This is a genomic window from Rhodococcus sp. NPDC060090 (genome assembly GCF_042729855.1).
Taxonomy (GTDB): Bacteria; Actinomycetota; Actinomycetes; order Mycobacteriales; family Mycobacteriaceae; genus Rhodococcus.
In genome coordinates this window covers 133,400-157,076 of sequence record NZ_JBHWXB010000010.1, presented here as the reverse complement: position 1 = coordinate 157,076, position 23,677 = coordinate 133,400, and the positions used below count along the sequence as shown (strand labels likewise).

25 protein-coding genes are annotated in these 23,677 nt (G+C 65.7%); 7 read left to right on the top strand and 18 right to left on the bottom strand.

The window, feature by feature from the left end:
• Positions 1-21: 21 nt before the first annotated feature.
• Both ACFWCF_RS15650 and ACFWCF_RS15645 read left to right on the top strand, forming a co-directional pair.
• Entirely contained in the window at positions 22-1,068 is a 1,047-nt protein-coding gene (locus tag ACFWCF_RS15650) for a phosphotransferase family protein (protein ID WP_378562913.1), read from the top strand.
• A 23-nt stretch (positions 1,069-1,091) separates the two neighbouring features.
• On the top strand, positions 1,092-2,009 hold the full coding sequence (locus ACFWCF_RS15645) for an enoyl-CoA hydratase (RefSeq protein ID WP_378488392.1): 918 nt from the start codon (positions 1,092-1,094) through the stop codon (positions 2,007-2,009).
• A 6-nt stretch (positions 2,010-2,015) separates the two neighbouring features.
• Here the strand turns inward: ACFWCF_RS15645 and ACFWCF_RS15640 are convergent, their stop codons facing one another.
• From ACFWCF_RS15640 to ACFWCF_RS15610, 7 genes are all read right to left on the bottom strand, one after another.
• The gene (locus tag ACFWCF_RS15640) at positions 2,016-2,429 is read right to left on the bottom strand and encodes a DNA-binding protein (protein ID WP_378562911.1); all 414 of its coding nucleotides are present in this window, start codon (positions 2,427-2,429) and stop codon (positions 2,016-2,018) included.
• A 78-nt stretch (positions 2,430-2,507) separates the two neighbouring features.
• Complete coding sequence (gene dctP, locus ACFWCF_RS15635; RefSeq protein WP_378562908.1) at positions 2,508-3,770, bottom strand: TRAP transporter substrate-binding protein DctP; 1,263 nt, start codon at positions 3,768-3,770, stop codon at positions 2,508-2,510.
• Positions 3,771-3,805: 35 nt separating this feature from the next.
• Entirely contained in the window at positions 3,806-4,843 is a 1,038-nt protein-coding gene (locus ACFWCF_RS15630; protein ID WP_378562906.1) for an LLM class flavin-dependent oxidoreductase, read from the bottom strand.
• Positions 4,840-5,325, bottom strand: coding sequence for a Zn-ribbon domain-containing OB-fold protein (locus tag ACFWCF_RS15625; protein ID WP_378562903.1), 486 nt, complete (start codon positions 5,323-5,325; stop codon positions 4,840-4,842). The genes ACFWCF_RS15630 and ACFWCF_RS15625 overlap by 4 nt, the downstream gene beginning before the upstream one ends.
• A gap of 5 nt (positions 5,326-5,330) precedes the next feature.
• Positions 5,331-6,479 carry a thiolase family protein gene (locus ACFWCF_RS15620; RefSeq protein ID WP_378562901.1) on the bottom strand — a complete coding sequence of 383 codons (1,149 nt, stop codon included), beginning with the start codon at positions 6,477-6,479 and terminating at the stop codon, positions 5,331-5,333.
• Positions 6,476-7,273: an SDR family NAD(P)-dependent oxidoreductase gene (locus tag ACFWCF_RS15615; protein ID WP_378562899.1), complete on the bottom strand. Its 798-nt coding sequence runs from the start codon at positions 7,271-7,273 to the stop codon at positions 6,476-6,478. The genes ACFWCF_RS15620 and ACFWCF_RS15615 overlap by 4 nt, the downstream gene beginning before the upstream one ends.
• 61 nt (positions 7,274-7,334) lie before the next feature.
• Entirely contained in the window at positions 7,335-8,177 is an 843-nt protein-coding gene (locus ACFWCF_RS15610) for an SDR family oxidoreductase (RefSeq protein WP_378562896.1), read from the bottom strand.
• Between the two features lie 124 nt (positions 8,178-8,301).
• On the opposite strand from ACFWCF_RS15610, the gene ACFWCF_RS15605 reads away from it, so the two are divergent.
• A complete protein-coding gene (locus ACFWCF_RS15605) occupies positions 8,302-8,772 on the top strand; it encodes a nuclear transport factor 2 family protein (RefSeq protein ID WP_378562894.1) in 471 nt (156 codons plus the stop codon).
• Position 8,773: 1 nt separating this feature from the next.
• Here the strand turns inward: ACFWCF_RS15605 and ACFWCF_RS15600 are convergent, their stop codons facing one another.
• The 5 genes from ACFWCF_RS15600 to ACFWCF_RS15580 all read right to left on the bottom strand — a co-directional run bounded on the left by ACFWCF_RS15600 (position 8,774) and on the right by ACFWCF_RS15580 (position 13,667).
• Positions 8,774-8,989, bottom strand: a complete 216-nt coding sequence (locus ACFWCF_RS15600) for a ferredoxin (RefSeq protein WP_378562891.1) — start codon at positions 8,987-8,989, stop codon at positions 8,774-8,776.
• 1 nt (position 8,990) lies between these two features.
• Complete coding sequence (locus ACFWCF_RS15595) at positions 8,991-10,187, bottom strand: cytochrome P450 (RefSeq protein WP_378562889.1); 1,197 nt, start codon at positions 10,185-10,187, stop codon at positions 8,991-8,993.
• A gap of 19 nt (positions 10,188-10,206) precedes the next feature.
• Positions 10,207-11,550, bottom strand: coding sequence for a C4-dicarboxylate ABC transporter substrate-binding protein (locus ACFWCF_RS15590; protein WP_378562887.1), 1,344 nt, complete (start codon positions 11,548-11,550; stop codon positions 10,207-10,209).
• Positions 11,551-11,734: 184 nt separating this feature from the next.
• Positions 11,735-12,475, bottom strand: coding sequence for a FadR/GntR family transcriptional regulator (locus tag ACFWCF_RS15585; RefSeq protein ID WP_378562885.1), 741 nt, complete (start codon positions 12,473-12,475; stop codon positions 11,735-11,737).
• A 127-nt stretch (positions 12,476-12,602) separates the two neighbouring features.
• Positions 12,603-13,667, bottom strand: coding sequence for an enoyl-CoA hydratase/isomerase family protein (locus ACFWCF_RS15580; protein ID WP_378562883.1), 1,065 nt, complete (start codon positions 13,665-13,667; stop codon positions 12,603-12,605).
• Positions 13,668-13,722: 55 nt separating this feature from the next.
• On the opposite strand from ACFWCF_RS15580, the gene ACFWCF_RS15575 reads away from it, so the two are divergent.
• Entirely contained in the window at positions 13,723-14,976 is a 1,254-nt protein-coding gene (locus ACFWCF_RS15575) for a CoA transferase (RefSeq protein WP_378562880.1), read from the top strand.
• Positions 14,973-16,373, top strand: coding sequence for an amidohydrolase family protein (locus ACFWCF_RS15570; protein WP_378562877.1), 1,401 nt, complete (start codon positions 14,973-14,975; stop codon positions 16,371-16,373). Before ACFWCF_RS15575 ends, ACFWCF_RS15570 begins: the two co-directional genes overlap by 4 nt.
• Here ACFWCF_RS15570 and ACFWCF_RS15565 read toward each other — a convergent pair.
• From ACFWCF_RS15565 to ACFWCF_RS15550, 4 genes are all read right to left on the bottom strand, one after another.
• The gene (locus tag ACFWCF_RS15565; protein ID WP_378563085.1) at positions 16,358-17,242 is read right to left on the bottom strand and encodes an LLM class flavin-dependent oxidoreductase; all 885 of its coding nucleotides are present in this window, start codon (positions 17,240-17,242) and stop codon (positions 16,358-16,360) included. The genes ACFWCF_RS15570 and ACFWCF_RS15565 overlap by 16 nt on opposite strands.
• A 49-nt stretch (positions 17,243-17,291) precedes the next feature.
• Positions 17,292-18,392, bottom strand: a complete 1,101-nt coding sequence (locus tag ACFWCF_RS15560; RefSeq protein WP_378563083.1) for a 2-oxoacid:ferredoxin oxidoreductase subunit beta — start codon at positions 18,390-18,392, stop codon at positions 17,292-17,294.
• Positions 18,392-20,347 carry a 2-oxoacid:acceptor oxidoreductase subunit alpha gene (locus tag ACFWCF_RS15555; protein ID WP_378562874.1) on the bottom strand — a complete coding sequence of 652 codons (1,956 nt, stop codon included), beginning with the start codon at positions 20,345-20,347 and terminating at the stop codon, positions 18,392-18,394. The genes ACFWCF_RS15560 and ACFWCF_RS15555 overlap by 1 nt, the downstream gene beginning before the upstream one ends.
• Before the next feature lie 107 nt (positions 20,348-20,454).
• Positions 20,455-20,661, bottom strand: coding sequence for a hypothetical protein (locus ACFWCF_RS15550; RefSeq protein WP_378562871.1), 207 nt, complete (start codon positions 20,659-20,661; stop codon positions 20,455-20,457).
• Between the two features lie 231 nt (positions 20,662-20,892).
• Between ACFWCF_RS15550 and ACFWCF_RS15545 the strand changes: the two genes are divergently transcribed.
• Positions 20,893-21,585 carry an SDR family NAD(P)-dependent oxidoreductase gene (locus ACFWCF_RS15545; protein ID WP_378488409.1) on the top strand — a complete coding sequence of 231 codons (693 nt, stop codon included), beginning with the start codon at positions 20,893-20,895 and terminating at the stop codon, positions 21,583-21,585.
• Between the two features lie 76 nt (positions 21,586-21,661).
• The gene (locus tag ACFWCF_RS15540; protein ID WP_378562868.1) at positions 21,662-22,159 is read left to right on the top strand and encodes an SRPBCC family protein; all 498 of its coding nucleotides are present in this window, start codon (positions 21,662-21,664) and stop codon (positions 22,157-22,159) included.
• Positions 22,160-22,168: 9 nt separating this feature from the next.
• Here ACFWCF_RS15540 and ACFWCF_RS15535 read toward each other — a convergent pair whose 3' ends face one another.
• Together ACFWCF_RS15535 and ACFWCF_RS15530 are read right to left on the bottom strand one after the other, a co-directional pair.
• Positions 22,169-22,444: a WhiB family transcriptional regulator gene (locus ACFWCF_RS15535; protein WP_378488410.1), complete on the bottom strand. Its 276-nt coding sequence runs from the start codon at positions 22,442-22,444 to the stop codon at positions 22,169-22,171.
• An 11-nt stretch (positions 22,445-22,455) separates the two neighbouring features.
• Positions 22,456-23,652: an acetyl-CoA C-acetyltransferase gene (locus tag ACFWCF_RS15530; protein ID WP_378562857.1), complete on the bottom strand. Its 1,197-nt coding sequence runs from the start codon at positions 23,650-23,652 to the stop codon at positions 22,456-22,458.
• Positions 23,653-23,677: the final 25 nt, after the last annotated feature.

Below are 23,677 nucleotides of genomic sequence, written 5' to 3'. Positions count from 1 at the left end.
ATCGAAGACGAGGTGAACCCGATGAGCGATCGGGAGATGCTGGACGTCGGCACCCTGACGTCCTGGCTCGACAGTAAGGGCGTCGGCACCGGGCCGATCACCGATACCGTCCCTCTGACCGGCGGAACCCAGAACATCCTGGTCCGCTTCGTCAGGGACGGCCGCGAGTACGTGTTCCGCAGGCCACCGCTGCACAAACGCAGCAACAGCGACGAAACCATGCGCCGGGAAGCGCGGATCCTCACCGCCCTCGGCGGCACCGACGTCCCCCACCCCCGGCTCGTCGCCGCATGTGACGATCCGGACGTCATGGGCTTCACCTTCTTCGTCATGGATGCAATCAGCGGTTTCACCGCCACCACCGACGTGCCGGAACCGCACGCGTCGTCGGTGGAGTTGCAGCACGCGATGGGCCTGGCCATGGTCGACGCCGCGGCAGCACTCGGTCGCGTCGATCCCACAGCGCTCGGACAAGCACAGGTCGATCGCGCCGACGGGTGGATCGGCCGTCAGGTCGGACGCTGGCGCAAGCAGCTCGACTCGTATCACGAGCTGGACGGCTGGCCCGGACCCGATCTCGACGGGGTCGACGAACTCGGTGCGTGGCTCGACGAACACCGCCCCGCCGAGTGGAGCAAAGGCATCATTCACGGCGATTTCCACTTCGGCAACGTCATGTTCCGGCACGAGAGCCCCGAAGTCGCCGCTGTCGTCGATTGGGAGCTCGCGACGATCGGTGACCCCCTCCTCGATCTCGGGCACCTGCTCGCGACGTGGCCGGACCCGAACGAACCCCGCACGAAAGGCCTGGCCCGCCGACTCGACGGCCTGCCGTCCCGAGCAGAACTCATCGCACGGTACGGCGAGACGAGCGGCCGCGACATGACCGGATTCGACTGGTACCAGGTTCTCGCCTGCTATCGACTCGCCATCATCCTCGAGGGCACCCACGCCCGAGCGTGCGCAGGCAAGGTCGACGAAGAACTCGGGAAGCGCTTCCACAGCGTGTCCCAGGCCCTGCTCGACCAAGCACGCGCACTCGTCTCCACATCACCGCAGGCCGTCTGAGCCTGTTTCAGGAAGGATTCCCCGTGACAACTGATCCCCGGGCAACCACCGAGTACAAGTACCTGCAGTACGAGACCCACGACGAGGGCACCATCGCCCGCATCGTCCTCGACCGCGTCAAGTACCGCAATGCCCAGAACCGCGGGCTCCTCGTCGAGCTCACGGCAGCATTTCTCCGTGCTGAGGCCGACGACGACGTGCGCGTGGTGATCCTCGCGGGCAACGGCCCGGTCTTCTCCTCCGGGCACGATCTCGGCAGCCCGGACTACCTTGCCGAGCGGAACCCCGGGCCCGACCAACACTGGTCGTACGCCTGCACCGGTGGCACGAAGGACGCCGTCGAGTCGCGGTTCCACCAGGAGTGGCACTACTTCTACGAGAACACCCGCCGCTGGAGGGATCTCCGCAAGATCACCATTGCCGAGGTGCACGGAAACGTCTTCTCCGCCGCGCTGATGCTCACGTGGGCCTGTGACCTCATCGTCGCTGCCGAGAACACGCAGTTCGCCGACGTCGTCGCAACACGACTGGGTATGTGCGGTGTCGAATACTTCGGTCATCCTTGGGAATTCGGCCCACGGAAGGCCAAGGAACTGCTCCTCACCGGCGACAGCCTCGACGCCGAGGATGCACGTGCGCTCGGCATGGTCAGCAAGGTCTTCCCCGCGGAGGATCTGACTGCGAAGACCCTCGAGTTCGCTCGCCGCATCGCCCAGGTGCCCACGATGGCAGCGCTACTCGTGAAGGAGTCGGTCAACCAGAGTCAGGACGCGATGGGCTTCTCCAACGCGCTCGACGCCTGCTTCACCATCCATCAACTCAACCACGCCCAGTGGACCCACCTGTCCGGCGGCAAGGCAGTGGTGGGGACTCCGGAACTCGGGATGCCCGACTGGAAGACGGCACCGCCGATCAAGCGGGCGGATCCGCACACTCCCTGACGCAGATCAGGATTCGGTGCGTTTCACCAGTCGCTCGTAGCGTTGTCGGGCTGCCTGCGTACTTCCCAACCCGAGTCCGAAGGCGATTTCCTGCCAGGTCATCCCCCGTTCACGGGCGATGCCGAGAACCAGCGCCTCCAGCTGGTCCATCTCGACCCTGGCCTTCGGGATGAGCCCCAGAGCGGCCGTGATGTCGGCGGCATCCACTTCGGGTTCTTCGGGCCCCGGCTGGTGGACGCCGCCGGCGAGTGCGGCGACGATGCGGATCGCGCCGAGCGGATCGAGCATCTCCGGATGAGATTGACGCGCACGCTGTTCCGCGGTGGCGCCGTGACGTTCGGCGATCCGGAACAGGCCGGCGTACTCGCGGTGAGCTCGGTCGCGACTGGGGTTCGGTGGGGTGAATTCGTCGTCTGTCATATACACAGCGTGAGCCGTGAACATCATGTTGTCAACTAAATGTTTCGCACATGATGTTCACGGCTCATCGCATGGCGCTCAGGACGGACGGTGTTCGAGCAGCACCTCGTCGAACAGGGTGTCGACGAATGCCGTGGTATCGAGCTTTTCAGGGCTGTACCACTCGGCGAATCCCGCGTAGTCGACAGCGTCGTCGTAACCCAGATCGGTCACCGTCGTCTTCCACTTCGCTGCGGCGTCGCGCACCCGCGACACGAATTCGTCGCCGCCGGGAGCCGTCTGCGCAAGCCCGTCCACGATCGCCTCGTTCTTCTCGATCAATGCGTCGCGGGCGTCGTCGGCGAACGATTCGGCCGAACCGTCGAACTGGGCGATGGTCGCCGATGCATCGACAGTGCCCTCCCAGATCTTGTTCATGCTGCCCTCGACGAACGTGTCGAGACGATCCCACATCAGCTGCTGCGCCACGAGCGGAAGCTCTTCCCACACATCGATGTTCATCGCGAGTGCACCCGAGGTGTTCACGAATCCCGCCTCGGAATCGATCACGACGTGGGGCGCGACCTCCATGATGCCCGCAATCATGCCTGCGGTGAGCGTGGTGGCCGCGCACGCCGCGACTCCGCGCTGGAGACTCTCGTAGTACTCGGTGTATCCGATCGACACGGGATTGCCGCCGAGGGCGGTGACCTGTGTACCGAGGGTCGCCGAACCGGACGCGATCGACTGGCCCTTCAACTCGGCCAGGTCGTTTCGGGCCTGCCCACAGATCAGGGCGATCGAACCCGAGTTGAACGACGGCAAGAGTACCTTCATGTCGTGGTCCTCGTACTCGGCCAAGAACTCCGGTGTCGAGAACGCCACATCGACCGGCCACGCATTGGACGACAGGCTCCCGACGACCACGCTGTTGTCCGACAACACACTTGCGTTGTTGAGCGCAAAGGTGACCGGGTACTCCTGCGGTTCGTACGCACCCATGACCTGGGCAAGGTCGAGCCGGCCGTCCTGCACCGCGTTGTCCGATTCGGTCGGTGACGCCACACCGTTCGAGTACACGACGTCGAAGGTGATCTTGCCGCCCGACCACTCGGACACAGCTTCAGCGTAGTTCTCGATGTGCTGGCCGCCCGACGCACCTTTCGCGGCAGGCGACTGAGTGTGAATGACGATCGGGTCGACGGACTCGAACGCCTCCTGGTACTCCTCGATGCTCGCCCCGTACTCGACACCGGCGCCACCGCCCTGTCCGCCCGCGCCCGTCGATTCGGCACAGGCCGTCAACACCGTCGCGCCCGCAGTGACACCTGCGATCGCACACGCAACCGATCGAAACCTCATGATCGACTCCCTCGTTTCCTGATGGTTCCCGCTGATTATGCCGAGGCCGAGCTCGACCGCGACGCGACCGGGTCGCGCAGACCGAGCTTCTCGAGCGCGGGAAGAACGTCAGAGGCGAACAGTTCGAGGCTGCGCCAACCGATTTCGGGATGGAGACCACCCATCAGCGGCTGGAACATCAGCTCCGAGTCGTTGCCCCGTTCCTGCGCGAACTCCACGCACTGTTCGGGTGTGAGTACCACGAACTGCGGCTGCTTCTTCAGATCGTCGACGGTCTCGACGTGCGTGTACCCCGTCGTCCCGACACCGCGTTCCTTGGCCCACTGCGCATTCATGTTGGTGGTGTATTTCAGGTGCGGCGCGAGCAGTTCCCAATCACGGTCGGGATCGTCCGTCACATGCAGGAAGAGCGGCCCTGCCGGAGCGGGACGCGGCGGAATCGGCAGCCCCAACCGGACACGCTCGGCGTCGTACAGTTCGTACAGCCGTTCCTTCTCCGACCCGGCGGGCATGTAGTTGTCGCCGAGCCGTGCTGCACGCGCCGCGGATGCATCTGCCGAGCCTCCGATGTAGATCGGGGGGCGTGAGGGGCCTGCGGGTGTCGGCCGCACCCGCACCGTCTTCCCCCGGAATTCGAACTGCTCACCTGTCCACGCCTGGTCGAGGACCTCGACGATCTCCTCGAGAATCCGGACACGGCGCTTCATGGGCACGTCGAACATCTCGAACTCGTCGGGCCGGTAGCCGATCCCCATCGTCATCTCGACGCGACCGCCACCACCCACCAGGTCGAGCGTCGCGAGGTCTTCGGCGAGCCGCAACGGATGGTGCAGCACCGCCACGAGCGCCGAGAAATGGACGTGGATCTGCTCGGTGCGCCCGAGCATCGCGGCACCCAGGATCATCGGGGAGGCACAGTAGCCGTCCTCGGCTCCGTGGTGCTCGGCGATGTACACGGTCTCGAACCCGAGCGAATCCGCCCAGCCGGTCTGCTCGACCGCGGCCTGGTAGAGATCGACGGCCGGAGCTCCGATTGCCGGTGCACGCATGTCGTAACGCAGTGACAGTCTCATCGCGAGTGCCTTTCTCGTTCCGGCCGGTCCCGCTCGAGCGCGAAGGTCGGCAAGGTGTGGGTATCGAAAACGGTCGGAGACAGGACCACCCGGTCGCCGATGCGTGGAGTGTCGGCGCCGTCTCCGACGAGGTCGGTCACGAGGCGCACACCCGGCGCGTCCTCGAACTCCACGAGCGCCACCGTGTACGGGGGCGTGGATCCGGACGGCAGGAATGCACGGTGCACGGTGGTGAACGAGTAGATCACTCCCCTGCCCGCGACACCCGACCATTCGAATGCCTCGTCGTGGCCGCACGGGCAACCCGGCCCCGGGTACCAATGCCACCGCCGGCACGCGCGACACCGCGGGAACGCGAGTTCACCGCGGCTCACTGCTTCCCAGAACGGCGCCAGTTCGGGAACATCGGACGGCGGCGCGAAATCCGGTACCGATGCCGCCACGGTTGCAGGATCATCCGCGGACAGTTCTTTCTCGGTCACGTTTCTCACCGGTCCTTCGTCAGGATCAAGGTCGTGTGCTCGCCGCCTGCGAGCGCAGCGACCAGTGCGGTCGACGCATCGGGTACCTGCGCCTGTCCACGTGTGCCACGAACCTGGCGCACGGCTTCGATCACGTGGACGATCCCGGGAATGTAGGCATATGCGAGATGCCCACCGTGGGTGTTGACCGGGAGCGAGCCGCCCGGCCGGGTGTGCCCGTCCCGGTGAAACTCCACGGCTTCACCGCGACCGCAGAGCCCGAGGTCTTCCATCTGGATCGCTTGCGAGATCGAGAAACAATCGTAGATCTCGGCGACATCGACGTCAGCCGGGGTGAGTCCGGCGTCAGCGAATGCGCGCGGCCCGGACACGGCGGAACCGAACGAGCACATGTCCTCGGCCTGGGTGAAGTACGAGGTCATGGACGGACCGACCGCCACGGTCGACGATCCGGCCACGACGACGGGCGCTCCCGCGAGGTCGCGCGCACGTTCCGTCGTGGTGATGACGAGCGCGCCCGCACCGTCGGAGATCACGCAGCAGTCCGCTGCCCGCAGCGGCGAGGCGATCATGGGCGAGGCCAGGTAGTCGTCCTCGGTGAGCGGCTTCGGGCGCTGCGCGTTCGGGGTCATCGTCGCCCAGACCCGGTTCGAGACAGCGATCGAGCCGAGTGCATCGGGGTCGATTCCGTAGGTGTGGCAGTAGCGCTGCGCCCACGCTGCGAAGTACACGGGTTGCCCGTACCAGCCGAAGGGCATCTCCAGGCTCGCCTTCACCGGATCTTGCGCGTGGAAGCCGTAGGGCCCCCCGGGCTTCGATCCCGCGTAGCCGTAGTACACGAGTACGGTGTGCGCACGTCCCGATTCCACTGCTGCACGGGCGGTTTCGACGGCGGCCAGCGGGCCGGCACCGGCAGGGATCCCGGGGGACGCCGTGTACATGCGATCGATGCCGAGCGCCACCGACACCTCATCCGGTCCGGGATACGCACCTGCCGCGACCACACCGTCGACGTCCGACGGGGTCAGCCCCGCGTCACTGAGTGCGTTGCGGCACGCGTCGAGGACGAGCGCCGCGATCGGACGGTCCACGGATCGGCCGAACTGCGATTCGCCGGCCCCCACGATCGCCGCAGCGGACACTCCCACGCTCATGCGCGCAACCCGCGCCATGCCGTCGTACCGCCGTCGACGGGGACCACGATTCCGGTGAGGAACGACGAATCGTCGGATGCGAGGAATGCGGCCACCTTCGCGATCTCGTCGCCGGTGCCGAAACGGGGGATGAGGTGGGCTCCCACCATCCCACGCTTCCTGGTTTCGCGGGCCTCGTCGGATTCTGCAGCGTCGAGGAAGGCACGGCTCATCGGCGTCTCGATGGAACCCGGCGCAAAGGCGTTGACGCGAACCTCCGGCGACAGCGCGATGGCAGAGGTCCGGGTGAGCTGAATGACCGCGGCCTTGCTCGACGGATACGCGGTGCTGACGTAGCCCACCATGCCGGCGACGGAGGCGGCGTTGATCACCGAGGGTCCGCGACCAGAGGCGCGGAGGTGCGGTGCCGCGAGTTTCGTGGCGAGCCACACCGACTTGACGTTGATCGCATACACCTTGTCCCAGACGTCCTCGGGAAGTTCCTCGAAGGTCGTGTGCTCGGTGAACGCGTTCTCCATGACACCGGCATTGTTGACGAGCGTGTCGAGACCACCGGCCGCGGACACGACGGTGTCTATCATGCCGGCGATAGCGGCGCTGTCCGCGAGATCCACAGTGATCGCCGCTGCGGCGACGCCCATCGCTTCGATCTCGGTAGCCACTTCTTTCGCGCCGTCACCGTTGAGGTCGGCGACACCGACGAACTCGGCACCGCGCCTGGCGTACTCGAGCGCGATATCGCGCCCCATACCCTGGGCTGCTCCGGTGACCAGCGTCCGCTTACCTGTCAACATGGTGTAATTTCCCTTCTTCGCCGACTGCGTCGACAACATCTCCATCAGGACCGGATCGCGGTTATGCGGTGCGCCCGGCTTCGAGCAACGTCACGGGTTGCTCGTATCGGCCGCTGGTGTACGGCGACCGTCCCGCGATACCCGTCATCCCGGCATCGATCGGGAACGTCACTCCCGTGACATAGGCGGCTTCGTCGCTCGCCAGGAAGAGCACACCGGCAGCGACGTCCTCCGGTGTGAGCGCGCGGTCCATCAGCGCGCTGCCCCCGAGCGCCGTGGTGGCACCGGCGAGGTCGTCGGCCCCGTCCGCGACGACGGCTGCGGTCATGGGTGAGACGACGGCTCCGGGAATCACGGTGTTGACCCTCACCCCGAACGGTCTCAACTCGGCCGCCACCGACTTCGACAGGCCCACCACTGCGGCTTTCGCCGCGCTGTACACGTGCGGCCCGACGCCACCGAGAACCCCGGCCGGGCTGGACGTCGACAGAATGACCCCCGATCCTTGCGGCTTCATCACGCGGGCAGCATGTTTGAATCCGCAGAGCACTCCGCGCAGGTTCACGGCGAGCGTCACGTCGGCCTCGTCCATCGGTGTCCGGTCGATCGGCCCCAGCGTGCCCATCACGCCGGCATTGTTGAACATCACGTCGAGCCGGCCGAAGCACTCGACCGCGAGATCCACGGCTGCCGCGATATCCGATTCGACGGTGACATCGGTGCGCGCGAAGCGAACTCGCTCGCCGAGTTCCGCGGCAAGGGCACGGCCGGTCTCCTGCACGTCGGCCACGACGACCGAGGCGCCCTCCGCATGCAACGCCCGCACCACGGCTTCGCCGATGCCGCTCGCTCCGCCGGTGACGACCGCAACGCGGCCCTCGAATCGGATGTCGCTTCTGGTCACGATCGACTCTCCCTGTCCTTCAATATCTTCTAGATGCTCTTCACGAATTTCTATCTGTTCATAGGACTTTCACTCACCTATAGTCGACCCGTCGATCCCCGCTCGTCCTAACCCAGGAGGAACCATGTCCACCGATCCACGATTGCAGGCTCTGCTCGACGATCTCATCTCCAGGGTCACCACGCTCGAATCGGAGCGGACCGCGAGCGGTCTGATGCACCGATACGCAGCACTGCTCGACCGCCCCTCCCCGGAGTCGCTCGCGTCGTTGTTCACCGGCGACGGCGCGTTGGTGACCGGTCGAGGAACTCATCGCGGACGCGGCGAGATCGCCGAGTTCTTCCGGTCGGCCCGCGCGGGAGACGATTCCGACAAACGCCACTTCATCTGCCAGCCGGAACTCCGCGCGCACACCCCCGAGCGTGTGCGTCTGGAGTGCTATTTCGGTTACACGGCCCGCGCCCGAGAAGGGTCGGGAATCGGCTGGGGTACATACACAGCCGATATCCTCACCTCCTCGGGCGAAGCACTGTTCGAGACGTTGACGATCGATGTACACATCGGAACCGATCTCGCGCGAGGCTGGGCTCGCTGATCTACCGGGTGACGGTGATCGCGTGTTCAGGGCACGCGTCCACCGACGCCTCGGCCTGGCCGACGAGTTCCTCAGGAACCGTGAAGTCCTCGCCGGCCTGCGCGACGAAACCCTCTTCGTCGTCGCTCAAGAGGTCGGGGGCGACGGAGTAGCAGCGCCCGTGTCCCATGCACTTCTCGCGTGTGATCGACATCGTCGTTCCGGATGTTCCGGCCATGTCAGACCTCCCATTCCAATTCGAGTTCCTTCAGGGTCAGCTGAGAACCGCGCTCGACCAGGCCGGCACCGTCCTTGATCCGGTACTCCGGAATCAGCTTGTGCCACTCTTCGAGCACCACGGCCAGTTCGAGCCGTGCAAGGTGCATACCTAGGCATCGATGCGGCCCGGCCCCGAACGCGAGGTGCTGGTTGATCCCGGGGCGGCCGAGGATGAACTTGTCCGGATCGTCGTACTTGCGGGGATCTCTGTTCGCGGAGCCGATTCCGAGCCAGATCACGTCTTTCGCGGCCATATCGATGTCCTCGAACTCACAGCTCTCCTGCACCTCCCGCCCCGCCTGGATCACCAGCGGATACATCCGGATGAACTCCTCGACGGCGTCGCGGGTCGACTCGGGTTCCTCGATCAACATCCGGCGATCCTCGTCGTGGGTCGCGAGGTGGGTGAAGATGTATCCGAGCGCCGACCGAGTGGTGTCGAGGCCCGCGAGCATGATCGACATGCAGGTGGTGAGAATCGTGTCGTGCGAGAGCGGTTCGCCATCGAGCTCAGCCTGCACGAGACGTGTGACCATGTCTTCTGCCGGATCCAGCGGATTCTCGCGACGCTCCTCGATGGCCCGCGTGAAGTAGTCCAGGATCTTGTTCTTCGGGGCTTCGGCACCGTCGAGATCGCCTTGGAGCATGCAGTTGAACATCTCTTCGGTCCACGGCAGGAAGAAGTCACCGTCCTCGACGGGCAGGCCCATCAGTACCAGGAACAGATCCGTGGGGTACCGGATGGCGAACTCGGCAACGAAGTTGCAGTGCCCTTTGGGTTGCAACTCTTCCAGCAGTTCCACACAGCGGGTGTGTGCCAGTTCCTCCATGCGCCGTACCGCGGCGGGCGCGAAGAAAGGATTGATGATCCGGCGGAACTTCTGATGCTCCTCGCCGTTGAGATCCTGAGGAAGCAGCGGAATCTTGCTTTCGGGGAACAACGCCGTTCGAACGTCCGTCGTCCAGTTCTTGTGATTCTGAAATCCTGCGAGGACATCTTCGTAGCGGGTCAGCATCCAGAAGCCGCGCTCGGTCGTGTCGTTGAAGTGAAACCGTGAGGCTTCACGCTCTTCGTCGAGAAGAGCGTAGTGGCCGTAGATTTCGGACTCTTTGGTGTAATCGGTGTGGCTGACGGGGCAGCCCGTTGCGTGGGTCATCTGTTTCCTCCGATGGCGGTCAGGACGGGCGGTGAGGCAGGAAGATCTCCTCGTAGACCTTCGCGCTGTAATCCTCGAGATCGAGCACATCCGGGCTGTACCAGGCGGCGAACTCGTCGTAGGTGACATCCTCGTATCCGAGCTCGGACAGAGTGGATTCCCACTTCTCGGTCGATGCGCTGATCCGGTCGACGAACGCGTTGCCGTCGTCGAAAGCGCTATTGGTGCGCTGCGCATCGAGAAGGCGTGCGTTCTCGGTGGCGAGTGCGTTGCGGGCGTCTTCTGCGTACGGGCCGACGGTGCCGTTCGCCGCGAGGACTTCCTTCATCCCCTCGGCGGTGTTGGGCAGGATCTTGTCTTCGATGTTCGACTCGACGTACACACTGAGGCTGTCCCAGATCAGCTGCTGCGCGACGAGCGGAAGCTCTTCCCAGGCACCGGTGCTCATGGCCATTCCACCCCATCCGACGGCGACGCCGGCATCCGGGTCGATCACCACCTGCGGCGTCTGCCCGAGGAATCCGCCGAGCATACCGACGGTGAAGGACGTGACCGAGCAGTCGGCGATGCCGCGCTCGAGGGCTTCGAACAGCTCGGTGTATGCGATCGAAACGGGGGTCGCTCCGAGCGACGCGACCTCGGAATTGATCGACAGGCCCGACGCAGTGACCTGGGCACCCTTGGTGGCGGCGAGATCGCGTCGTTCGGTGGCACAGAACAGCCCGTTGGAGCCGGAGTTGTACGCGGGCAAGAGCAACTTAAGGCCCTTGTCCTCGTATTCCGCGATCAGTTCCGGCGTCTCGAACGCCACCTCGTTGGCCCAGGCGTTGGACTGCAGTGGTCCGAGTACGGGCGTCTGGAGCGAGACGAAGCTCGAATCGATCAGCGCGGACGTCGCCGGATACTCCGACGGTTCGTACTGCGGGATCACGTGTCCGAGGTCGAGGCGGCCGTCGATCAACGCGTTGTCGATCTCCGCCGGGGGCGCAACAGCATTCGAGTAGGCGACATCGAATGTGATTTTGCCGCCGGACCACTCGGTGATCCGGTCGAGGTATTTCTCGACGGGAACGCCGGTGGCCGATCCCTTGGGAGCGGGCGACTGGGTGTACAGCTGAATCGGGTCGACGTTCTCGAAGGCCGCGACGTAGTCGTCCTTGGTGGCGCCGTACTCGATGCCGTCACCGCCTCCGCCGCCACCACCGGCAGATGCCGATTCGGCACATCCCGCGACAAGTACCGAGGCGAGGGCCAGAGCGACGGCCGAGCCACCGAGCGACTTGGTGCGAGCCAGGTTGCCGAGCGACTTGGAGCGAGCCAAGTTGCCGAGCGACCTCGAGCGGGTAGTGCGAGAAAGGGTCATGCGCTGCTCCGTCTCTTGGGGTGCGTAGCACGATCACGCATCCGTGATGCAAATCACGACTATCATGCGCATGATTAATTCCATTGTCAACACTTATTCATGATCCAGGTCACGGGTACCCAAGGAAAAAGAACGGCGGGACGACCATGAAGGTCGCCCCGCCGGATCAGCGGCCGTGCAGCCGTCAGCGGACAGCTCCCCAGGCTATGGGTGTCTCGAGCGCCTCCGGATAATGTTTCTCCTCGTAACGCCAGATACCGGCGATGTGCTCCTCCATCGCGGTGAGCGCAGCGTCCGGGTCGTGAGCGGCAACGGCTTCGTAGATCTTCGCGTGGATGTCGAGGGTGGCGCGACGATGCCGCTCCGAGTACTCCATGCCCATCGCCGATCCGTCCAGCATGTCGAGCAACGCGTGAATGAGGTAGCCGAACAGTGCGTTTCCCGACCCCTTCGCGACGGTGTCGTGGAAGACTCGGCTCATCTCGAGGAAGATCTCATCGTCGTCGAGGTTCTCTCGCATGTGGTCGACGGAATACTTCAGGTCGGCCAACTGCTGCTCGTTGATGCGCTCCGCGGCCAGCCTCGCCATCATCGGCTCCAGCGCGGTCCTCGCCTCGACGATGGTCCGGAACGGTGCGTTCTCGAACTGCAACAGGAGCGTGATCGAAGTCGCCAAGCCTTCACTGTCGGGCTGCTGGACGATCGGTCCGCCTCCGGGGCCAGGCTTCAGCGAGATCACACCTTGCAGTTCGAGAAACCGCAAGGACTCGCGCAAGGTGCCGCGGCCGACGTCGTATTCGTCGAGCATGACGCGCTCCGGCGGCAGCCGATCGCCGATCGTGTTGCCTCGCCGATTGATATCCTGAACGATCCGCTGCGCCACCAGCATCGCCGTCTTCTGCGGCCGCAGCCCTGCTCGTCCCATCGATGAACCTCCGCCGTCCGAACTCCCCCGGGTTCCCGGACCGAGTACCCCAGATAAAATCTATGACAATCTTTACACTATAAGGTTCCTGTGACAACGTTTTCTTGAACATTCATTCAGCACGCAGCTAGGACCCGGGCTCCGTCACCTCGTCGACCAGACCCCATCCGAGCGCGCGGTCCACTTCCAGCGGACTTGCAGTCACGAACAAGTGCATCGCCCGCCACCTCCCGATCCGCCGCGGAACGCTTGCAGTGCCGCCCGCGCCCGGTATCAGGCCCATCGATACTTCGGGGAGCCGGAAGACCGTGCCGGGTGCCGCGACCACCCGATTCGCGAATGCCGGTATCTCGATCCCCGCGCCCACGCAGTGTCCGTGCACGCGCACCTCGATCCGATCCGCGAGACGGGCCACCAGTCGTCCGGCCCCACCACGGGTGCGGATCATGTGAGCGATGGCCGTATCAGGTGTGCGGCCGAATTCGTCGAGGTCGCCGCCCGCGCAGAACGACGGACCCGCCCCATCGACCACTACATGCTCGATACTGTCGTCAAGCTCCGCAAGTCGCAGCGCCTCGACCAGCGCGTCGCGCAACTGCGTGCCGTAGGCATTGCGACGCTCGGGCCGGTTGAGCGTGATGCGCAGGGTCTGCCCGTCCCGCGTGAGGAGCACAGGGTCGGCGGGCGCCGGTGGTGGCAGAGGGCGGGATCCACGCTCGTCCAGCCAGCGCAGGAATTCGGGGCCGCCCTGCAATGTCGAGTACCCGAGCGACTCGATGTCGATCGCAGCAGCGACTCCCACGGTGTCGGCGGCACGAAGCACGTGCCGCACGACCAGCGACGCGTGCGGGTTCTGCGCGACGGCATCCGAGAATGCCGACAGACTCGCATCGAGGTCGTCGGTGCCGACCACGGTCGACGACCGCGGATCCGCCCCTGCGGCGTAAGTCAGATCGAGGGCCTCCAGTAAAGGAGCAAGCGCGGACTCGTCGATCGCCCCACCGGTGAACCTGCCGACGAGCAGATGATCGCTCGCCCTCGCATGTTCGGCTGCGCGCTCGAGCACCGAGTGCGGTGCATCGTCGAGGTCGACGATCAGCAATGGATGCACAACCGCACCATCGTCACCGAGCACCGGTACATCGGCAATGCCGTCCGCAAGCTCCACGACGGAGATCGTCTTCGTGGCCATCAGTTCCGTCCTTGTGCTCGCTGCCTGCCTATCCCGGCAATGTAGCATCACAAACGTGTTCGAATCCCTGTCCGCGGACTCCACACGCGACTGGGCCGAGAGCGGAATCGCTTGCCTGACCGGCAGGCCCGACGGCCCGCCCCTGATCCCACCCGGTCGCGCCGCGTCCGTCGCACGGGCGGCAACAACGTGGATCGAGTCCGCGACGAACGGGACGGTACGGCTCGACGGCGCACGGCTGCTGTCCGAACGCGCCGCCTTTACCGGTCACCGCCGTGCCGGTGCCATCTCCGCGGGTGGCTCGTGCAAGTTGCTGCCCACCGCCGACGGCTGGGCTGCCGTCTCGTGCGCTCGCCCGGACGATCCGCTCCTGCTCGGCGCATTGGTCGGCGCCGACGTCGGCGACGATCCGTGGCCGGCCGTCACCTCGTGGCTCGCAGAGCACACCGGCGAGGACCTACTCGACCTCGCCGAACCACTCGGCATCGCGGCGGGCCCGGTCGCGCCGATTCGCGCGGCAGTGCCGGAGTTTCTGGTTCCTCGCCCCGCCGAGGGGTTGCTGGTCGTCGACTTCAGTTCGCTGTGGGCCGGTCCGTTGTGCGCACACATTCTCGGCCTTGCCGGCGCCCGAGTGGTGAAGGTCGAGACCCCGACACGGCCCGATGGTGCCCGCTACGGCAACGCCGACTTCTACCGGTTGCTGCACGGCGGGCACGAGTCCGTGGTCCTCGATCCCGGCGACGATCTCCAGCGCCGAGAGCTCGCCGAACTGGTCGCCGCAGCCGACATCGTGATCGAAGCGTCACGTCCACGGGCCCTCGCCGGGTTCGGTCTCGACGCCGACCGTTTCGTCGCGAGCGGCGGCACCTGGATGTCGATCACCGCGCACGGCCGCGAGTCGTTCCGCATCGGTTTCGGCGACGATATAGCAGCCTCTTCCGGACTGATCGCTCATGACGCCCAAGGCCCTGTGTTCGTCGGTGATGCCCTGGCCGATCCGCTCACCGGCATCGCCGCCGCTGCTCTCGCACTGTCCGAACCGGCAGACGGCAGCGGAATCCTGCGGGATGTGTCGATGTCGGCCGTCGTTTCGTCGACGCTGGCACACGACCCACACGAATCCGAGCGAATGTATCGTTCGTCTCCTTCACCCGACACAATGTGCCATTCACTCCGAGGGCGCTGGTGGGTCGACGCACCGTCCGGCACCGTCGCAGTCGCCGAGCCGGAGCGCCGCGAACCGGCGGGTGCCGTCGCCGAATCCGGTCGCGACACCTCGAAGATTCTGTCCGAGCTGGGGATCCGATGACCGTTCTGCTCCTGCGCGATGTGGAGGTCGACGGCGTTCCCGGCATCGACGTTCTCGTGCGCGGCGGGGTGATCTCGCAGCTCGGAAAGGGCATCGAAGTGTCCGGGAGATGCAAGGTCGTCGACGGCCACGGTGGCGCACTGATCCCCGGTCTCCACGATCACCACATCCACCTGCACGCCCTGGCGGCCGATCGAGTTTCTGTGCGGTGCGGGCCACCCGACGTCACGTCGGCGGACGACCTCGCTCGGGCTCTCGACGCCGCACCGGGTGACGGCTGGATCCGCGGTGTCGGATACTTCGAATCCGTTTCGGGACTGCTCGATTCCGATTCACTGGACCGAATACACGACCGACGACCGGTGCGCATCCAGCACCGCAGTGGCGCCATGTGGGCACTGAATTCCCTCGCCGCCAAGCTCGCCCGGCTCCACACGGCCGATCACCCCGGGGTCGAGCGCGACGACGACGGACGCCCCACCGGCCGGGTCTGGCGCGCCGATACGTGGTTGCGCGACCGACTTCCCGCAACCGCACCCCCGGCACTGGACTCGATCGGAGCGGAACTCGCACGTTACGGCGTCACCGGAGTCACCGATGCGACGCCCGATCTCACGCCGAGCACGGTCGCTGCGCTCGTCGACGCGCACACCACCGGCGCACTCCCTCAGCGCCTGCACCTGCTCGGCGCGCCACACCATTTCGCTCCGGCCACGCCGGGATGCACCGTCGGTCCGTACAAGATCGTCATCGCCGACTCCGATCTCCCCGACATCGACGCCCTCACCGCATCCATCCGTCGCGTCCACGACGCACGACGCGCCGTCGCGGTGCACTGCGTCAGCCTCGAGGCGTTCGTGATCCTCCTCGCGGCCTTCGACGACGTCGGCTCCATCACGGGCGACCGGATCGAGCACGGCGCGCTCGTCCCGGCCGAATCCATCGACGACCTGCGGCGACGCGGTATCCACGTGGTGACGCAGCCCGGTTTCCTCGCCGATCGCGGCGACACGTATCTGCGCGACGTGGATACCCGCGACCTGCCCGATCTCTACCGGTGCCGCAGCCTGATCGATGGCGGGGTACCAGTGGCGTTGTCGAGCGACGCACCGTACGGACCGGTAGACCCGTGGCGGGTCATGTCGGCCGCCGTGACTCGGCGTTGCCCCACCGGAGACATTGTCGGTGCCGCGGAACGGATCACGTCGGCCGAAGCACTCGACCGCTGTCTCGCGCCTCTCGACGACCCGGGTGGGCCCGCACGCCAGGTGACTGTCGGCGCCGATGCCGACCTCGTCCTGCTGGACAGTCCGGTCGCGGAAGCGGTCGGCGATCTCGGCGCAGACAGGGTGCGTGCCACCTTGATCGGCGGGCAGTGCGCCTACGCGAAGTGCTGATCGCGCACGTGTGCGATGACCTCGCGGCCGAACCGCTCGAGTGTCTCCGGCGGCGCGAAGTCGTGGAAGCGGAGAACGAACAGTTCGACACCACGCTTGCGTTCGAGAGCAATCTGTTCGATCAGGTCGTCGCCTGTACCGATCAGTGGTGCACCCCAGCCGCTTTCCGGAAGTCTGCGTGCCACCGATGCCGTCACGTCGGGGATGTCCGCGGCCTTTTCCGCGAATCCGACCGCGTACTGCACCGAGATTCGGGCATCCCCCTTCAGCGGCGTGAGCTCCTCGAGCCGGCTTCGCGCGTGCCCTACACAGTTCCACCACTGCGCATGACGTGCGACGAGCGGCATCGTCAGCGTCTTGCCTGCACCGCCGATGTGCACCGGGATCCGGTCCTGGACGGGAGTCGGCAGACCGTAGGCGCCGCGCATCCGGAAGTGCTTTCCGTCGTAGTCGAACTGCTCGCCCGTACACATCAGGCGGAAGATCTCGAGGGTTTCGTCGAGGGCTTCCGCTCGTTCTCGGCGCGACCCGACCTGGATGCCGAAGGTCTCGAATTCTGCCTCCACCGACCCCCAGCCGAGCCCGAGGTCGAGCCTGCCGCCGCTGATGTGGTCGACGGTGGCAGCCATCTTCGCCAGCAACGCCGGGTGCCGGAACGGCGCGCATCCCACCAGGTGTCCGAGCCGAATGTCCGAGGTGGCACCGGCGAGCGCGGTGAGCAGCGTCCAGCTTTCGAGTGAGTCCGTCGGCCTGCCACCCGGTGAGTACAGGTGGTCCATGAGCCAGAACGAGTCGAATCCGGCTTGTTCCGCTGCTATCGCCCGGGCCTTCACCTCGTCGACGCCGAGGCGGAACTGTGGCACGAACACACCGAATTGTGTTGTCAACGAACATTCTCCAAGTTCGATGGGGTTGGCGTCACGATACAGTCCAGGTACTCGGGCCACTGAGCAACGACTGCAGATCGGCCGGTTCCTGGGCCGCGGCGACTGCGGCATGGGCGCGCGCCTGGTCGTCGTACGTGGGCCGCGACACCGACCGTACGATTCCGGTGACGGTGTAGGTGAGGTCCTGCGCCGACAGTCGCGACAGCGCATAGGCGTATTCGGGGTCGTCGCTGTGAGCATCGTGCACGACGATGTCGTCTCGGTCGACGTCGACGATACGTGCCACGCGAAGCCCGAACCCTCTGCGTACGACACAGAGTTCGTCGTCGGTCCCGAAGATGATCGGCTCACCGTGCCGCACATGGATGAGATGGTCCTCCGCATTGTCCTTGCGGAGCGAATCGAACGAGCCGTCGTTGAAGATCGGGCAGTCCTGCAGGATCTCGACGAATGCCGCCCCACGATGTTCTGCGGCTGCGAGCAGGACCTCGGTGAGTCCCGCACGATCGGAATCGAGCACACGGGCCACGAAACTTGCCTCGGCGCCGATCGCGAGCGACATCGTGTTGAACGGTGCGTCGATCGACCCCATCGGCGTCGACTTGGTGACCTTGCCGGTTTCCGACGTCGGCGAGTACTGCCCCTTGGTCAGCCCGTAGATACGGTTGTTGAACAACAGGATCCGCATGTTCACATTGCGCCGCAGGGAATGGATCAGGTGATTCCCGCCGATCGACAAGGCATCGCCGTCGCCGGTCACGACCCATATGGACAGGTCCGGCCTGGTGACCGCCAGGCCGGTGGCGAAGGTCGGGGCGCGGCCGTGGATCGAGTGCACGCCGTATGTGTCGAGGTAGTACGGGAACCGCGACGAGCAACCGATTCCCGAGACGAAGACGATGTTCTCACGCTCGAGACCCAACTGCGGCAGCACGGTGCGGACCGTCGCGAGGATGACGTAGTCACCGCATCCCGGGCACCACCGCACTTCCTGATCGGAGGTGAAGTCCTTCGCCTTCTGCGGGACATCGGTGCGCGGCACCCCGTCGAGGGCGCTGATCCCGAGGTCGGTTCCGACGAGTTGGTGTGCCCTGCCGTTGCGCACGTCGCCGTTCACGGTGTTGTCTCCCATCATCGATCACCTCGCCGGATGGTCACGACCGCGGAGGCCGCAGCGGGGGTCTTGGCGCCCTCGGAGTCGCGAAGGGTCCCGTCGAATTCTTCGAGGAGCGCTTCGTGCAGTTCGTCCGCGCGGAATGCCATACCCGCAACCTTGGTGACAGGTTGGATCTCCGCGTCGCACCGCGCCTTCAGCAGCAACGACAGCTGACCGAGGTTCATCTCCGGAACCAGCACGCGCCGATAGCCTTCGAGCACATCGCAGAGGTTCTTCGGCATCGGGTTGAGGTGTCGCAGGTGAGCCCGGGCGACTGCATGGCCGCCGCGCCGTGCACGTCGCACCGCCTCGCCGATCGGCCCGTACGACGACCCCCACCCCAGGACGAGAATCTCGGCGTCGCCCGCGGGGTCGTCCACTTCGAGGTCGGGGACGTCGATGCCTGCGATCCGCGCTGCGCGCACACGGGTCATCAACTCGTGATTCGCGTGGTGGTAGGAGATGTCGCCGGTGCCGTTGGCCTTCTCCAACCCGCCGATGCGGTGTTCTCGCCCTTCGGTGCCGGGGATGGCCCAGTCGCGCGCAAGTGTCGCGGGGTCGCGAGCGTACGGCTGGTAGCCCGGATCGCTGTCACCCGGCGGTGTGGCGAATCCGGGATCGATCGGGGCAAGGGTATCGACCTCCGGAATACGCCACGGCTCCGAGCCGTTGGCGATCGCGCCGTCGGACAGGAGCATCACCGGGGTCCGGTAAGTCACGGCGATGCGGGCCGCTTCGAGCGCCGCATCGAAGCAGTCGGCCGGCGATTGCGGCGCAACGATCGCGACCGGCGACTCACCGTTGCGACCGAACATCGCCTGCAACAGGTCTGCCTGCTCGGTCTTGGTGGGCAGGCCGGTGGACGGCCCGCCGCGCTGGACGTCGACGACGACGAGCGGCAGTTCGGTCATCACGGCCAGCCCGATCGCTTCGGATTTCAGCGCGACCCCCGGCCCGGATGTACTGGTGACTCCCAGCGCACCACCGTACGAGGCCCCGACCGCCGCACCGATGCCTGCGATCTCGTCCTCCGCCTGGAACGTGTACACACCGAACCGTTTGAGCTTGCTCAATTCGTGGAGAATGTCCGACGCGGGCGTGATCGGGTAGCTGCCGAGGAACACGTCCATGCCTGCGGCCCTGCCCGCAGCGACCAACCCGTAGGCGAGCGCAGTGTTGCCGGTGATCTGCCGGTAGGTGCCCGGCGGTAGGTCTGCCCGGTCCACTTCGTAGGTCGACGCGAAGGACTCGGTCGTCTCTCCGTAGTTCCAACCCGAGTGCAGAGCAAGGATGTTGGCGCGGACGATGTCGGGTTGCGACGCGAACTTGGTTTCGAGGAATGTCTCGACCGCAGCGATCGCGCGACCGTACATCCACGACAGAAGACCGAGCGCGAACATGTTCTTCGCGCGGTGGGCGTCCTTCTTGCCCACGCCGGATGGCTCGACCGCGCCGAGCGTCATGGTGCTCATGGGGACGGCGTGCACCTGGAGGTGCTCGAGTCCGTCCGATTCGAGCGGGTTGCTGCCGTACCCGGCCTTCGAGAGGTTGCGTTTGCTGAATTCGTCGCTGTTGACGATGAGGATGCCGCCGTCGGGCAGGTCGTCGACATTCGATTTCAGCGCTGCCGGATTCATCGCCACCAGCACATCGGGCCGGTCTCCGGCGGTGAGGATATCGTGGTCGGCGATCTGGATCTGGAAACTCGATACCCCAGGCAAGGTGCCCTGCGGTGCGCGGATCTCCGCGGGGAAATTCGGTTGCGTGGCGAGATCGTTTCCGAAGGCCGCGGCTTCGGCGGTGAATCGGTCTCCGGCAAGCTGCATGCCGTCGCCGGAGTCTCCGGCAATGCGGATGACGACCTGATCCAGCTTGGTCACGTGCTGGTCGAGCTCGGTCACGTGCGACGTGCGGGTGTCCTTCGACTCCATACCTGCCTCACTTCCCCCGGGCCTGCGCAGTCCGGCGCCTGCGCTCCATAGTCGTCTTCTATGGCGCGCGTGCAACCGGTTCCTGCAGTTTCTGTGGATTTTCCCGGTCAGGAGCCCAGCACGGTGTCGCCGATGAAGCGCAGTACCTGCGGCCAGGACACTGCGTACGCGGCGGCGTTGACCGGATTCGTGTGCCGGGCCCGGCTACTGAATGCGTGCTCGGCGCCGGACGAAGATCGACGGGTGGTAGGCGACCACATTCGCGACCGCGGGTCGCCTCCGCCGAAGTCTCGTCGGCGCTGTGCCAGTGCCATGGGTCCCATACCAGCGCGGTCACGCCGGTGGCTGCGATGTCCTCGGCGTACTCGCGGACCTGGCCGTTGATGCCGGATCATCCCGATCGCAGAGCCAAGGTCACCCTTTTTCCACTGTGTGAGATTTTTGAGAATGTCATTTCCCTATGCGATAGGGTCGTTATCAGTCCCGCACCGGACAGGACCGGATCAACACGCGAGACCTCGACAACACTCGGAAGGACGGTGGCCATGACTCGCACCGCACTCGTCAGCGGCGGCACCGGCGGACTCGGAGCCGCTGTGACCGCACATCTTCTCGACACCGGCTGGCGTGTCGTGGTCCCGTGGGTGGCTCCCGAAGAACTCGAACGCGTCGGCACCCACCCGAATCTGCATCTCGTCAAGGCCGACCTCTCCGACGAACAGCAACTCGAGGATGCCCTGGCGGTCGCGGCCGACGACCCCGGCGCGCCCCTGTTCGGTGTCGTCAATCTGGTCGGCGGGTTCTCTTCCGGTCCTCGTGTACACGAGACACCGATCGGCGTGCTCGATTCCCAGTTCGACCTCAACGTACGCACGGCCTACTCCGTCAGCCAGGCCGCGCTGCCCCACCTGATCCGTCGCGGCGGCGGATCGATCGTCTGCATCTCCGCCGCCGCGACTCACAATCCGTTCTCGGGCGGCGCCTCGTACATAGCCTCCAAGGCTGCGGTCTCGGCGCTCGTCGAGACCATGGCCGTCGAGTACCGCGACGACCACATCCGCGTCAACGCGCTGCTCCCCGTCGTCATCGACACCCCCGCCAACCGCGCGGCGATGCCCGATGCCGACACCAGCAGGTGGTCGCAGCCCGCCGAGGTCGCGAAGGTGATCGAATTCCTGCTGTCCGACGCCGGGTCGCCCATCACCGGCGGATTGATCCCGGTGACAAACGTCGGCTGAGCCGAAAGGTCGGGGTCTCGAATAGCATCGGCGCAGCATCACCTCGAAGATCGACTCGAGATCCGAAGGAGCGTCAATGCGTCTACGCGATACCCCGACCGTCGAAGTCGCCAGAACTTTACCCTGCAGCCCGGAACACGCCTGGGCGCTGGTCACCGACATCGAGCTGCCCACCCGTGCAGACGGTGAGCTGCAGCGAGTGGAGTGGCTGGACGGAGCATCCGGAGTGTCCGTCGGTGCCCAGTTCCGCGGGCACAATCAGAGCGACCAGATGGGTCAGTGGCACACCGAATCGGAGGTCGTCGAAGTCGAGGACGGTCGCCGTTGGGCGTGGCGCGTCGGTCCGGTCGAGGCACCGATCGCGCTCTGGGGTTTCGAGGTCGACCCAGCCGAAGACGGCGCCCTCGTCAGGCAGTGGGCCAAGATGTGCCTCGGTAGGTCGCCGCTCTCCGATTTCATCGAGCAGCACCCTGACAAAGAGAGTGCCATCGTGGCCCACCGCCTGGGTGTGTGGCGAGACGGCATCACTGCAAATCTGTCGCTGCTCGAACACCTCGCAGCCGACCGCGCCTGACCCACCCGTTCAGGCAGGTATCGGCCGGCCCAGCTTCTTCGCCCGCGCGACCGCGCGACGCTCGGAATAGTTCATCCCACCCCAGATACCGTGCGATTCGTCGTTGGCCAGCGCGTGGTCGCGGCACTCGATGATCACCGGGCACGTGCGGCAGATCTTCTTCGCATCACGCTCGGCACCGGCCACCGGGCCGCGACCCGATTCCTTCTGAGGAAAGAAGACGGAAGTCTCGAACCCGCGGCAGCGCGCGGCAAGCATCCATTCCCTGTCGTCGAGCCCGCTCATACCGGTCTCCCTCAGGCCGTGGTGATCGACGCGGCCATACCCTGGCCACCGCCGATGCACATCGTCACGAGCGCACGACCACCGCCGCGACGCTTCAGTTCGTGCAGAGCCGTTGTCGCCATCCGGACACCGGTCGCCCCGATGGGGTGGCCGAGGGAGATCCCGGAGCCGTTGACATTGAGCTTGTCCCGATCGTCCCAGCCCCACTGCGACAGCACGCCGAGGACCTGGCAGGCGAAGGCTTCGTTGAGTTCGACGAGGTCGAAATCGTCGAATCCGAGGCCCGTGCGGTCGAACAGCTTTCGGGTGGCGGCCACCGGACCGAGTCCCATGGTGGCGGGATCGCATCCTGCCGCGGTCCATCCTTCGAGGAAACCGATCGGCTCGAGTCCGTACTCGTCGAGCTTGTCCTCCGCAACCACGAGAAGCGCTGCAGCCGCATCGTTCTGCTGACTGGCGTTACCCGCGGTGACCACACCACCCGGCGTCACGGATCGCAGCTTGGCAAGGGATTCGGGAGTGCTGTCCGGACGGATACCCTCGTCCCGCGCGACCACGGTGACGTTACCCTTCCGGTCCTTGACCTCGACCCCGACGACCTCGTCGTCGAAACGCCCGGCCTCCCAGGCCGCGTGGGCGCGACGATGACTCTCCGCGGCGAGTGCGTCGGAGTCCTCGCGTGTGATTCCGCACTGCTCCGCGACGTTCTCGGCCGTCTCGATCATGCCGCTGATCTTGCCGAACCGCCATTCGGGCTGCGACCGTTCGCGGCCGCGATCGAGGCGGTCGTACAGGTTCAGGCCACCCGACCGTGCTCCCCAGCGGGCGCCCGTCGTGTAGTGCTCGATGTTGCTCATCGACTCGACGCCACCGGCAACCACGACGTTCGCGGCGCCCGTCTGCACCATCATCGCGGCGGTCACCAGCGCCTGCAGGCCGGTGCCGCAACGACGGTCGGTCTGGATGCCCGCCACCGAGATCGGCAGGCCCGCATCGAGCGCGGCCCACCGACCGATGCACGGCGCCTCCGAACTCGCATAGGACTGACCCATCGCGACTTCTTCGATGAGATCCGGGTCGATACCCGAGCGAGCGACGGCCTCTTTGATCACCGTCGTCGCGAGGGTCACCGCCGAGACGTCCTTCAGCGACCCACCGAATCGGCCGACGGCGGTACGAACGGGGGCGACGAGTGCCGCACGGGTCATGGCCTACTCCTCAGGGAACGACTAT